The sequence below is a fragment of the Sphingomonas sp. genome (assembly GCF_048595155.1).
Classification (GTDB): Bacteria; Pseudomonadota; Alphaproteobacteria; order Sphingomonadales; family Sphingomonadaceae; genus Sphingomonas_I.
Genome location: NZ_JBMDXN010000121.1, coordinates 1 through 12,892, shown reverse-complemented (window position 1 = coordinate 12,892; position 12,892 = coordinate 1). Strand labels below are relative to the sequence as shown.

9 protein-coding genes are annotated in these 12,892 nt (G+C 65.2%); 3 read left to right on the top strand and 6 right to left on the bottom strand.

The features are described from left to right. The 4 genes from ACOJSI_RS19425 to ACOJSI_RS19410 form a co-directional block, all read right to left on the bottom strand. A partial coding sequence (locus tag ACOJSI_RS19425) for an alpha/beta hydrolase domain-containing protein (protein WP_420139970.1) occupies positions 1-1,524 on the bottom strand: 1,524 nt, incomplete at its 3' end. Continuing rightward, entirely contained in the window at positions 1,521-1,850 is a 330-nt protein-coding gene (locus tag ACOJSI_RS19420; protein ID WP_420139969.1) for an AtuA-related protein, read from the bottom strand. The genes ACOJSI_RS19420 and ACOJSI_RS19425, both read right to left, overlap by 4 nt. Positions 1,851-1,853: 3 nt before the next feature. After that, on the bottom strand, positions 1,854-3,197 hold the full coding sequence (locus tag ACOJSI_RS19415) for an acyclic terpene utilization AtuA family protein (protein WP_420139968.1): 1,344 nt from the start codon (positions 3,195-3,197) through the stop codon (positions 1,854-1,856). Continuing rightward, the gene (locus tag ACOJSI_RS19410; RefSeq protein ID WP_420139967.1) at positions 3,194-4,495 is read right to left on the bottom strand and encodes a CitMHS family transporter; all 1,302 of its coding nucleotides are present in this window, start codon (positions 4,493-4,495) and stop codon (positions 3,194-3,196) included. The genes ACOJSI_RS19415 and ACOJSI_RS19410 overlap by 4 nt, the downstream gene beginning before the upstream one ends. Before the next feature lie 418 nt (positions 4,496-4,913). Between ACOJSI_RS19410 and ACOJSI_RS19405 the strand changes: the two genes are divergently transcribed. Beyond that, positions 4,914-7,859 carry a TonB-dependent receptor domain-containing protein gene (locus tag ACOJSI_RS19405; RefSeq protein WP_420139966.1) on the top strand — a complete coding sequence of 982 codons (2,946 nt, stop codon included), beginning with the start codon at positions 4,914-4,916 and terminating at the stop codon, positions 7,857-7,859. A gap of 60 nt (positions 7,860-7,919) precedes the next feature. After that, positions 7,920-9,590, top strand: a complete 1,671-nt coding sequence (locus ACOJSI_RS19400) for a carboxylesterase/lipase family protein (RefSeq protein WP_420139965.1) — start codon at positions 7,920-7,922, stop codon at positions 9,588-9,590. A 19-nt stretch (positions 9,591-9,609) separates the two neighbouring features. On the opposite strand, the gene ACOJSI_RS19395 is transcribed toward ACOJSI_RS19400, so the two are convergent. Then, on the bottom strand, positions 9,610-10,518 hold the full coding sequence (locus ACOJSI_RS19395; RefSeq protein ID WP_420139964.1) for a LysR substrate-binding domain-containing protein: 909 nt from the start codon (positions 10,516-10,518) through the stop codon (positions 9,610-9,612). Between the two features lie 176 nt (positions 10,519-10,694). Between ACOJSI_RS19395 and ACOJSI_RS19390 the strand changes: the two genes are divergently transcribed. Further along, on the top strand, positions 10,695-11,975 hold the full coding sequence (locus ACOJSI_RS19390; RefSeq protein ID WP_420139963.1) for an MFS transporter: 1,281 nt from the start codon (positions 10,695-10,697) through the stop codon (positions 11,973-11,975). Between the two features lie 4 nt (positions 11,976-11,979). On the opposite strand, the gene ACOJSI_RS19385 is transcribed toward ACOJSI_RS19390, so the two are convergent. Next, the coding region (locus ACOJSI_RS19385; RefSeq protein ID WP_420139962.1) for a DNA replication/repair protein RecF at positions 11,980-12,892 on the bottom strand (913 nt) is incomplete at its 5' end.

Genomic DNA, 12,892 nt, shown 5'->3' with positions numbered 1-12,892 from the left:
GGGAATGGCGGGCCATCCCATCGCCCGTGCGGTCGGCGGGACCAGATCGCCCTGGGCGAGTGTCGGGTAGCGACTGGGCGGCGGTTCCTTGTCGGACGAGACCCAGTCGCGCAGCGCCTTCAGCAAAGCGCGCATCGTATCGGACGAGGGGTTGGGGTTCCACGCAAGGGTGCAAAAGTCCGCCGCCTTCGGCACGGCATCCCCGCCGAGCGGGAAGCCCCCGGTGGGCGAACCATTATGGGTGACGCCGGGAAAATAATAACGGCGTACCTCGGCCGGCAGCGGCAGATCCCGACGCGCATCGGTGCCGACCAGATCGGGCGAAATGCGCAGGCCCCAGAATTCCGCGGAGCCGAACGTCTCCACAATCCGCGGGCAAGTCCGGCTCACATGGCACCGATCCAGCAGGCTGGACGTGCCGCGGCGGCGTGCGCGATCGTCATAGCGGCTCCACCACAACGCCCCTTCGCTACCCGGTTCGTACAGATCGGCGGCACCGCCGGGCACGCCGAAGCGCACATTGAGCGGCACCTGCCGCGCGGCGATATTGGGCGCGGCACCATCGAAGACCTGACGACCATCTTCGGCGGCATTGAAGCCGAGCGCGATCAGGCTGCGGACGAAATTGCCGGATTGGGATGTGCCGCTGACGATCGACCAGCGCACCCGCTGCGCCAGCGGGTTGGCATGGCCGGCATCGTCCTGCCTAGCGTAGCGCAGAAAGGCATTGAGATCGCGGACCGCGGCGAAGCCGATGCCCAGCACCTGGGGATCCTTGCCCTGGTAGACGATCGTATAGGCCTGATCGGCAACGAAGCCCCCGCGCACGCAGAGCCGGGTGGGATCCGGCGTGCCGGGAAAAGGACGCGTCCGGCAATCGGCGAACGCCCAGTCGCCTGCAGCGATATCGATCGGAGCGGCGCGATCCGACGCCTGGCGAAATAGCCGCGCCGCCGCCGTGTCCAATGTCACCGGCAGGGGCCGCGGCGTCGGGCGGCCGAGACCGCCCACGATCGCGATCGTGTTCGCGCCCGGTTCGATCGCGGTGAAGCGTTGCAACACAGGCCCGGTAATCGGACCGCCATCGGCGCGTCGGGCGATCGGCACTTCCAGCGTCTGCAGGCCGGCCGTCGGCGCGATATCCCCCTGCCACCCGCTGACCGCACGAACATGGCCCTCGGAATCGGGCGCGACATCGCCATTGCCGCGATTGGGAACGTCGTAGAGCAGGAAGCCGCTGTCCCGCGCCGGGTCTCGCGGCATTGCGATGGCGAAGGTCGCACGATAGCCGACGCGGCCGTCGGCCAGGCGATCGGCGCGATCGAGATCGGTGATGATCACATTGTGCGGATCCGATGGCCGGAGCGCCCCCCGATAATGACCGCGCAGGATGACATAGGCCGGTATCTTGCCGGTCGCGGCGATGTCGATGCGTTGTTCGACGAGGAATTCGGTCAGCCGCGCCTTTGCTGCACCCGGTGCAAAGATCGCGATCATCAGCAGAAGCGCACGCGTCCGCTTCATCGGGTGTCCCCCTTGCCCAACGGCTCTTCGATCTCGAGATCCAGCAATTGCGCGCTCAATGTCTTGCCGTGCAGATCCAGCGCCAGCGAGCGCGTCACGCCACCATGCAGGGCGCCGCGGAGAACGAAGTTCAGCGCGCCGAGCGCCGGTACTTCATGGCGTTGAACGGCCGAGACCGGCAGGCCCGCAAAATGCGCCACGACCCGGTCCGACGTCACCATGCGAGCGAGCAGCGCATAATCCGCGGGATCATAGGCAATCACCGAGATTTGCGAGATGTCGCCTTTGTCGCCGGCGCGGGCGTGCGCGATATCGCCGAGCCGCATCGATCAGCCCTCCACAAATTCGACGCGCGGCGTCACGAGATCAGCGCGGATGAAGGTCGACACGATGCCGATGATCCGACGCACGCTGCGCGACGCGCCGCCGCCGCCGGCCGGACCGTTGGTGTACAAGGCTTCGACCTCCGCCCCGATGGCAGCAGCGGATTGTTCATCATCCGCACGGCCGGCAATGCGCGCCCGCACCTCCCGCGGCTCACCGCCGATCCGGTCAGTGCGATCGACCGAGTCGACCCCGATCAGTTCGCCATGCACGTCCGCGACCTTCGCGCCTGTGATCGCAAGCCGTTCCCGCACGATGTCGATCGCCATGCGCCCGCGCTGCACGGCATGCGGACCGGCATAGGAAATCTGCCCTTCGCCGATATAGCCCTCGTCATGGCCCAACGAGACTTTGTACAAGCCTGACGCGGGCCGCCCGCTGCCACCGTGGACGCGGATCCGATCCGGGCCGAGTTCCTCGAAGTGAACGCCCGTGAAATCGGCGATCACGTCCGCCTGATAATAAGCGGCCGGATCGAGGATCTCGTAGAGCAACTGTTCCTTGCACGTGGCGATGCTGATGCATCCGCCGGAGCCCGGTACCTTGGTCAGGATTGCGCCGGCATCGGCATCCACTTCCGCGAGTGGAAAGCCGAGGCGGGCCAGCCCAGCGACCTGCTTGCGATCGCCGTCCGCGAAATAGCCGCCGCTGAGCTGCCCGGCGCATTCCAGCAAATGCCCGATGACGGTGGCGCGCCCGATCAGATCGGCATCGTCCAGCCGCCAGCGAAACGCATGTGCGAGGGGGCCGACGAACAAGGCGGGATCACCGACGCGGCCCGTCACGACAATCTCCGCACCTTCATCCAGCGCATCGACGATCGGGGCGGCGCCAAGATAGGCGTTCGCCGAAACCAGCTCGGCAAAGTCCGCGGTCGATCCCGGTCGCTCGATCAAGGGATGGGGCGCGGCCTTGATCTGCGCGAGCACATCGTCGCCCAGCACCGCCGCGATCCGGATCGGGCCGAGGCCGAGATCACGCGCAAGCCCGGCCAGTGCGTGGGCGGCGCCGAGCGGATTGGCCGCGCCCGCATTGGTGATGATGCGCACACCGCGCGCCCGTGCCGCCGGCAGCACCCGGCGCATCCGTTCGATCAGCAGGGGATCATAGCCGCCAGCCGGATCGCGGCGGCGCGCTTCCTGCGCCAAGGCGATGGTGCGCTCCGCCAGGCATTCGAACACGAGGAAATCGAGATTACCTTGCTCGACCAGTTCCAGCGCGGGTTCGAGACGGTCGCCCGAGAAACCGGCGCCCGCGCCGATCCGGACCGTGGAAGGAATAAGCGTCACAGGGGCAGAATCCCGAAGAGAAGCGCGGTCACGAGCATGACGATCGTCGTGGCGAACAGCCACGGGATGGCGAAACGCTGATGCGCGCCGAGTTCGACGCCGGCCAAACCGCACACCAGAAACGTGGCCGGCGTAAGCGGGCTGACCGGAAAGCCCGTCGTCATCTGGCCGAGCAAGGCGGCCTGGGCGATGTGGATCGGCGCGGTGCCAAAGCGTTCGCCGACATGGGCGATTACCGGCAGCACGCTGAAATAAAAGGAATCCGGATCGAAGATCAGGCTAAGCGGCATCGACAGGCTGCCCAACAGCACCGGCAGGTGGGCGCCGACACCATCCGGCAGGCGATTGGCAACGGCTTCCGCCATCGCCCTGATCATGCCCGAACCGCTCATGATGCCGGTGAAAGCCCCAGCGGCGAACAGAACCGCCACCATCAGCAAGGCCGCCTTGGCATGCGCATCGATCCGTTCGCGCTGCGCGGCGGCATTGGGATAGTTGATCAGGAGCGCCAGCGTCGTTCCGATCATCAGGATGACGACCGGTTCGGCGATCCCGGCGATCATGGCCGCAACCACCGCCGCGGTAACAAGCGCGTTGATCCAGATGCGTCCAGGCCGCTTGAGCAAGGGATCGCCCGCGCTGAACGTCGCGCCATCGTTCCCGTCCTGATCGAGCATGGAAGCCGCGGCGGCCAATCGCCGCGCCTCACGCCGGCCCATCCACCAAGCCGCGCCCAGCACGAAGGTGATGCCGACAAGCTGGACGCCGATCAATGGCCTGAACAGGCTCGCGGTGGGGATGCCGAGCGCGGCCGAAGCGCGCAGCGTCGGGCCCGACCAGGGGAGGAAATTGACTCCGGCCGCCATCGACGCGGTGCATGCGAGAACGCGGCGATCCATGCCCAATTTGTCGTAGAGCGGCCGCAGCGCGGGACTGGTGATGAGGAAGCAGACCGCACCCGAACCATCGAGATGGATGAGGAGCGCCAGCACGGCCGTGCCGACCGTGATCCGGGCGGGATGTTCGCCAACCAGCCGGAGCACGAGCCGGATCATCGGATCCAGCAGGCCGGCATCGTTCATGATCCCGAAGAAGAGAATGGCGAACACGAACATACCGGCCACCGGCGCAATCTTGCCGATACCGGCCACGACCTGCGCCGGGATGGCGGCGGTCTGGCCGATCAGGACGGCGGCGGCGAAGCACACCAGGATCAATGCCGCGATCGGCGACGCGCGCTCCGACAGGATCAGCGCCAGCAGGATCGCAATCGACAGGGCACCAGCAAGTGCGAGCATCATCCTCCCCTGCCCGATCATTGCCGGGCCCACGCATGATGCGACCTTCGCATCTATCCATCAAAGATAAAGTCTCTATCGATCCATGCCGAACTCTGATCGATCGAGTTTTCGCGATCGCCAGCGTTAAGAAAATCCGGTGGCGGCCGGAGACCGAGCCAAGCACGCGTCCCGCCTTGGGACAGCTATCCAACAAAGGTATAAATCGATCTACAAATTCTATTTTTTGATTGGAAGCGGTTAGGTCATCAATGCTGCCAAGCCGGCTGCTAAGTCGGGATAACGGAGAGGCTTGCACGCATCGCTGCGCGCGGCCTTCTTCGCGACCCGCCTGCCCAGATATGTGACCGTCAAAATGACGGCGCCGCCCGGCTGAGGGGACGGCACGCCTGATCCCCGCAAATGAAGGGGAGACGGGATGAAAGGTTCAAAGGGATTTTACCAGAATTGCGCCAGCCTGAGCGCCATGTTGGCAATGACAGCGCTGCCAGCAGCACCGGCCGCCGCGCAGGATGCGACCGCGTCACCGCCGGCGGCGGCAGGATCGGGCGCAGCACCGGCGAGCGACCTGCCACCGGCACCCGCTGCGCCCATCAGCACCACGCCCAGCGCGGCCGATCAGGCGCTGCAGGGCGAAGCGCAGGAAATCATCGTCACCGGCACCAATATCAAAGGCGTGAAGCCGGTTGGATCTGAAACGATCTCGATCAACCGCGCCCAGATCCTGGCGACCGGCCTGCCCAACGTGAACGACGTCCTGCAGACGATTCCGCAGGTGCAGAACAATCCTAATGGCGGCGGATCCGGGCCGGTCTATCGCCAGGGCGGCACGTCCGGATATGGCGGTAATTCTACCCAGGGCACGGCGATCAACCTGCGCGGGCTTGGCACATCGGCCACGCTGACGCTGGTGGACGGCCGACGCGTCGTGCCGAGCGGAGCGGCCAGCACTTTCACCGAATCCATCCAGGTGCCGATCGCGGCGATCGAAAGCATCGAGGTGGTGAGCGACGGTAACTCCGCTATCTATGGATCGGACGCGATTTCCGGCGTGATCAATTATGTGCTGCGCAAGAATTTCGACGGGGTTGAGATTAGCGGACGCGATCAGCTCAACCGCTTCAACAACCAGTGGGGCACGTCGATCACGGTCGGCAAAAGCTGGTCGACCGGCAACATCATCGCGACCTATGATTATGAATATCGCCAGCCATTCCACGCCGGCGAATCCAAATTTCTGCGCAACGATCTGCGCCCGCTGGGCGGCCCGGACGCGCGCGCCAACAATGCGACGATCGGCGTTTCCACCCCGACCCTGCTGGTGGGCGGCAATGGCGTGCCGTACAGCTATTATACCATACCGAACGGGCTGGGGACGGGGCTCTCCTTCGCGCAGCTGACGCCCGGCGCCAACCTGGTCGACGCCACCGATTACAACGACTTCCTGGGCAAGCAGAAGCGGCACCAGGCCGCCTTGTTCTTCAACCAGAATCTGAGCGACAGCTTTTCCGTCTTCGTGGAGGCGTTCTATACGCATCGCGACACGCAATCCCGCTCCTACGGCAACAGCCGGCTCACCAACACGCTGACTGTCTGCCAGGGCAGCCCCTATTTCATCAGCGGCGCCCCGGCGGCCGCGATCGCATCGGACGCGCTGTGCGGTGGCGGGCTGGCGCAGAAGATTGCGGTCGATCCGATCACCTTCTTCGGCGGACCCGCCGTCACCAAGAATCCGGACGAACAGATCAGCATCACCGGCGGCATGACCGGGCATCTGCCCAACCGCTGGAACCTGGATGCTTACTGGACCTATGCGCGCGATTCGACCTGCGGCATCTGCAACTTCGACACCAATGCCAATGGCGCCGCCTTGTCGCAGGAGATCCTGGCGGGCCGGATCAATCCCTACAGCACGACGCCGCTGACGGACGCGCAATATGCGACCTTCATGGGCAGCAACACGCAACGCGCCTACAACACCTTCTACGACAGCGTGATCAAGCTGAATGGGCCGCTGTTCACGCTGCCGGGCGGAGAGCTGCGCGCGGCGGTGGGCGGCGAGCTGGCCTATAATCGGCAGCATCTGGTGAATGGCAGCAACAATGCGTTCGAGAGCGATCCCACCAACAATAATTTTGCGATCACCAACAACAGTACGGTGCATCGCACGACGGCATCCGCCTTCGCGGAATTGTTCATCCCGATCGTTGGAAGCGATATGCACGTGCCGCTGATGCAGTCGCTCAATATCGACGCGGCGGTGCGCTATGACGATTATTCCGACTTTGGCGACACGACCAATCCCAAGATCGGCGCGACCTGGATCGTCAACGACGCGATCGCGATCCGTGGATCGTGGGGCACGTCGTTCCGGGCACCGGCGCTGACCGACACCAATCCGCAAAATTATTCGTCCGCGGTGATCGGCCTGCCCTTTGCCAACAATTCGGGACGAACAGACATCGGCTTTGCCTTCCCGGGCAACAGCAGCTCCTATCTGCTTCTCGGCGCCAATTCCGACCTGCGGCCGGAGACGGCGACGACCTGGTCCGCCGGCGTCGACGTGACGCCGCTGAGCGGTCTGAAACTGTCCGGCACCTATTACCGCACCAAATATGCCAACCAGATCGTTTCGCCGAACGTCGGGCTGTTCCTGTCCAGTCCGGAAAATGCCGCGCTGTACAGCCAGTTCATCACGCCGGTGAACAATCCCGCAAGCTGCGTGAACGGCAATCCGGCAAGCTATGATCCGGTGCTGGCGCAGTTCATCGCCGCGCATCCGGCTCTCTACAACACGCCGGTGCTGGGCGCGTGCTCCATCAATGTGATCCTCGATGCGCGATCGGCCAATGCAGCCACGACGTTCCAGGACGGCCTAGACTTCCAGGCCAATTATCAGATGGACAATGACTGGGGCCATTGGACGTTCGGCGGCAGCGTCACCAAGATCCTGAACCAGACGCTGCAGACGGTGCGCGGCGGGCCCAAGACCGACGTCCTCAATACCTATTATTATCCGGTGAGCTGGCGTGGCCGCGGGCAGATCGGCTGGTCCAAATCGGGATTGGGCGCCAATCTGTTCGTCAATTATGTCGGCTCCTACACCAACACTATCCCGATCACCGGCCAGCCGCAGACGAAGGTGCCGTCGTGGACGACATTCGACCTGGGCCTCACCTATTCCATTCCCAAGGGCAATTCGGTGCTGAGCGGGTTGCGCTTTGGTCTGAACATCCAGAATTTGACCAACAAGGATCCGCACACGGTGCTGACCCAGTCCGGCAACAATTACGGCGCCTATGATGGGTCCAATGCCAATATCTTTGGCCGTATCTTCAGTTTCCAGATCACCAAGGCCTTTTGATTTCCATCACCGACCCGCATTGACGAGGGCACGGGGCGCCCCGTCCGAAGGAGAATGACAATGACACGAAGCTGTTTCCTGCTGCTGGCGGGTGTCGCCTTGCTGAGCGCGCCGATGGCAGCTTTTGCCCAAGGCGGCGCACCGATGGTGCAGATCGAGACCGGGCAGGTACGGGGCGCGACCGACGCGGGCGTATCCAGCTGGAAGGGCATTCCCTTCGCCGCACCGCCGCTAGGAGCGCTGCGCTGGCGGGCGCCGCAGCCCGCCGCCCGTTGGAGCGGCGTGCGCGAGGCTACTCAATATAGCAGCGACTGCATGCAGAAACCGTTCCCCAGCGATGCGGCGCCGCTCGGCACGACGCCGGCTGAGGATTGCCTCTATGCCAATGTGTGGAAGCCGACGGCCGCGCGCGGCAAGCTGCCCGTGATCGTGTGGATCTATGGCGGCGGTTTCGTCAACGGCGGCGCCTCGCCACCGACCTATGCCGGCGCCAACCTCGCCCAGAAGGGCGTCATGTTCGTCAGCTTCAACTATCGCGTCGGCCGGTTCGGCACATTCGCGCTGCCGCAGCTGACCAAGGCGGATCCGGACCATGGCCTGATCGGCAATTACGGCTTCATGGATCAGATCGCGGCGCTGAAGTGGGTGCAGCGGAACATCGCCGCCTTCGGGGGTGATCCTAACAATGTGATGATCATCGGCGAGAGCGCGGGCGGCATGTCGGTCCATACGCTGGTGACCTCACCGTTGGCGCGCGGGCTTTTCCAGAAGGCGTTCGTGATGTCGGGCGGTGCCGCCGAAACGGCGGGAGGACCGACGCTCAGCGATGTCGAGCAGATCTACCAGAATTTCGCCCAGGCCAACGGCATCGCGCCCAATGATCCGCAGGCGCTGGAGAAGCTGCGCGCGCTCTCCGCCGAACAGGTCACGGACGGGCTGAGCATGATGCAGATGTTCCAGCCGAAGCCCGGCCCGAAGACGTACAGCGGCCCCTTTCTGGACGGCAAGCTGGAGGTGGATCAGGCGAAAGCCTATGACAGCGGCAATTTCAGCAAGGTGCCGATCATCATCGGGGCGACGAGCGCCGACATGGGCGGCAAGAGCGGCTTCATGATCGCCGGCGCACGCAGCGCCTCCGCGCGGATCGCCAAACAGCGTGTGCCCGTGTGGGAATATCGTTTCTCCTACGTCGCGGACTCGGTCGGCCAGCCGGGTGCGCAGCACGCGACCGACATCCCCTTCTTCTTCGACAATACGGCGATCAAATATGGCGCCCAGACCACGCCCAAGGACATCGCCATGGGCAAGACGATCAGCGCTTATCTGGTCAATTTCGCCAAGACCGGCGATCCCAACGGCGGCGGTTTGCCGGCCTGGCCGAAATACGATGCGGCCTCCGATCAGCTGATGGACTTCAGTGCCGAGGGCAAGGCCGTCGCCGGCAAGGATCCTTGGGGCGCGGAAATCGATAGCGCCGTGCAGCGGCTCGCGGCGGCGAAGGCATCGGGCAAATATAACAGCCTGACCACACCCATCGGCACGATGCTCGACGATCCGGCCGCGAAAGCGGTGCTTGAAAAGCGGATCCCGATGCTGATCAACAGCCCGCAGATCGGCATGGCGCGTAGCCAAACGCTGGCCGCGCTGCAGCCCTATATGCCTACGATGCTGACCGACGATATGTTGAAGTCGATCGACAGCGATCTCGCTGCGGTTCCGGTGCGTAAGTAAGCGAAAGGCAGAGCGCGCGTTATCCCGTCAAGGCGGCGGCGCGCGCGACCTGCAGGAAATGCTTCATGAAGGCCGCCGCCGCGGGCGGCAGCGTGCGATCCGCCGGATAAGCGATGCCGATCGTGCGGGTCGCCACCGGCGCGCCGAGCGGCCGCGTGATGACGGCCGAGGCATCGACCATGCCGAGCGTCGAGTGCGGCAGCGCGGTGACGCCCAGCCCCGCCTCGATCAGTGCGCCGACGGTCGCCAGCTGCGTGCATTCGAACAAGGGACGGACGGTGACGCCCGCTTTATGCATGGCCGCATCGGTCAGTTCGCGCACGCTGCTGCGCGGCGCCATGGCGATGAAGGGATGGTCCGCAAAGATCGACCAATCGGCGGTGCCGGGCTGATCCAGCGGACCACCGGCGCGCGCGATCAGGATCATCGGATCGTCCATGAAAGGCTCGAAGGCGAATTCGCCGCTCTCCGGCGGCGTGGTGATGGCAAGATCGACCTGCCGTTCCTGCATCTGCTGGTAGAGCGCGCCGGAAAGGTGATCGCGCAGGATGATCTCAACCTGCGGATGATCCTTGAGGAACGAGGCGATCACGCCCGGCAACATGCCCGCAGCCACGGACGGCAACGCGCCGATCACCACCCGGCCGCGATCGCCCGAGAAGGTCAAGGACAGTTCGGAGAAAGCGTGATCGAAGTCGGCGGCCAGCCGCTCCACGATCGGCAGCAGCGCCTCACCCGCGCTGGTGAGCGTGACATTGCGCGAATTGCGATCGAACAGCCGCACGCCCAGTTCTTCTTCCAGCAGGCGAATGGTGCGGCTGAGCGCGGGCTGGGAGACGCTGGCCAGGCGCCCGGTTTCGCTAAAGCTGCGATTATACGCGATCTGCATGAAGAGGCGCAGGCTATTCAAACTGGGGCGGCGCTTCATCTTTCCATTCGATTTCCTGATAGGTGGAGATGCTTGTACCTGTCGTGGGCGGCGCTGCAACCGCCTGCCCGACAAACCTTATCCTCGATGCCGAGCGCAGCGACTTTTCGGTCCGTCGCAACCTATGTTACTCTTTTCTGCTCTCGTGCGTTCGGCGGCGCGACGGGAGAATCAGCATGACAGAGAAGCAAGGCCCGTCCGCGTCCCGCGACGTGACGCGTGCCCGCCGAGCGCTGGAATCGCTCAACTTCTTCATGGCGGATATGCAGGCCGGGATTGGGCCGTTTCTGGCCGTGTTCCTGAAGCAGCGGGGTTGGGCCACCGGACCGATCGGCACGGTGATGACCGCCGGAGGTATTGCCGGCATGATCTGCACGGCCCCGGCCGGGGCGATCATCGATCATAGCCGGCAGAAGCGACTGATCGTGATCGTGACGGGTATGTGTACCGTCGCGGCCTCCTTCCTGATGCTGCTTTCGCAATCCGTGTTGGTGGTGACAGCGAGCCAGATCGCCACCGCCATCGCCGGCGCGATGATTGGGCCGGCCGTGGCGGGGATCACGCTGGGAATCGTACGGCAGCGGGGTTTCAACGCACAGAATGGACGCAATCAGGCGTGGAACCATGCCGGTAATGTCGTTGGAGCGGCGTTGTCCGGCTGGCTCGGCTGGCGCTTTGGCCTGCCCGCCATCTTCTATCTGGCCGGCCTCTTCGGCATCTTCGCTATCCTGTCGGTCTTGCTGATCCCGGAGCCTGTGATCGATCACGCCGCCGCGCGGGGCCTGGAAAGCAAAGATGGCGAGGGCCACAGCGGCAAGGCGCAGGGAATCCAGATCCTGCTGCAGAACAAGCCGATGTTGATCCTGGCAGCGGCCCTGGCCTGTTTCCATCTGGGCAATGCGGCGATGCTGCCCCTCTATGGCCTGGCGGTCGTGGGCGCGGGCAAGGGTGACGCCGCCGCCTTCACCGCCACCACGGTGGTGGTGGCACAGGCGGTGATGATCGGGACGTCGCTGGCGGCGATGCGGATCGCCGCCGGGCGCGGCTTCTGGCTGGTCATGCTGATATCCTTTGCGGCGCTGCCGATCCGGGGTCTGGTCGCAAGCCTGGTAATCGAACATTGGGGCGTATGGCCGGTGCAGGCGCTGGACGGGATCGGCGCCGGCCTGCAAAGTGCCGCGGTGCCCGGCTTGGTCGCATGCCTGCTGGATGGCACCGGTCGCGTGAATGTCGGCCAGGGCGCGGTGATGACCGTGCAGGGCCTTGGCGCCTCGCTCAGTCCCGCGGTCGGCGCCTGGATTGCGCAGTTGATCGGCTATCGCGAGGCGTTTCTCGTACTCGGCAGCTTCGCGCTGGTGTCGCTCGCGCTCTGGATTGGCTTCGCGGGCCTGCTACGGCCGGCCTGCGGCGGGCAGCGGCGCCCGGAAACGATACCGGCCGCACCCGCTGCCACCTAGCCTGTCAGGCTGGAGCGATCCCCGTCTCTGATACGCGCAGGCGCGTAGCCGGTCCTTCCGCCGCGGCGAAGAGCCCCGGCTCGGTCCCCGTCATCCAGGTCTGGCCGCCGCCCTCCGCCAGCCTTTCGAACAATGCGGCACGCCGTAGCGGATCCAGATGTGCTGCCACCTCGTCGAGCAGCACGATGGGGCGCTGACCGCCCTGCTCGGCCACCAGATCGGCATGGGCCAGGATCAGCCCGAGCAGCAGCGCCTTTTGCTCGCCCGTTGAGCAGAGCTCGGCCGGCATGGCCTTGTCGAGATGGGTTACGGCCAGATCGGACCGGTGGGGGCCGGCCAGCGCGCGGCCGGCCGCGGCATCGCGCCCCCGACCCGCTCGCAACTCGGCCGCGAGCCGCGCCTGCGTGTCTTCCAGCGCCGGCGTCCAGCCGATCAGAGTGATCCCGGCGCGCGCGAAGGGACCGGGCGGCTGGGACGCGAGCCGCTCCGTCAGCGCGCCAATTGTGCGATCGCGCGCCTGTGCGATGGCGGCACCATGTTCGGCCATGCCCGCCTCGAGCGCGGCGAGCCAGGCAGGATCGGCCCCTTCAGGCTCTGCAAGAAGCTTGTTGCGCGCCCGGGTGGCGGCTTCGTAGCGACTGGAATGCGCCGCATGGCCGGGCTCCCGCGCCAGCACCAGTCGATCCAGAAAGCGCCGGCGTCCACCCGCGCTTTCCAGAAACAACCGGTCCATCGCCGGCGTAAGCCACAGCACCGCCAGCCATTCGCCGAGCGCCGCCGCCGATGCGTCCGCACCATTGATCCGCACCTGACGGCGTTCGGGGGCGGCGGCCAACGTGCCCGTGCCGATGTCCACCGCATCGCCCAGCCGTGCATTGACGGCGAAGCCGCCCGGTCCATCGGCCCGCGCCATATCC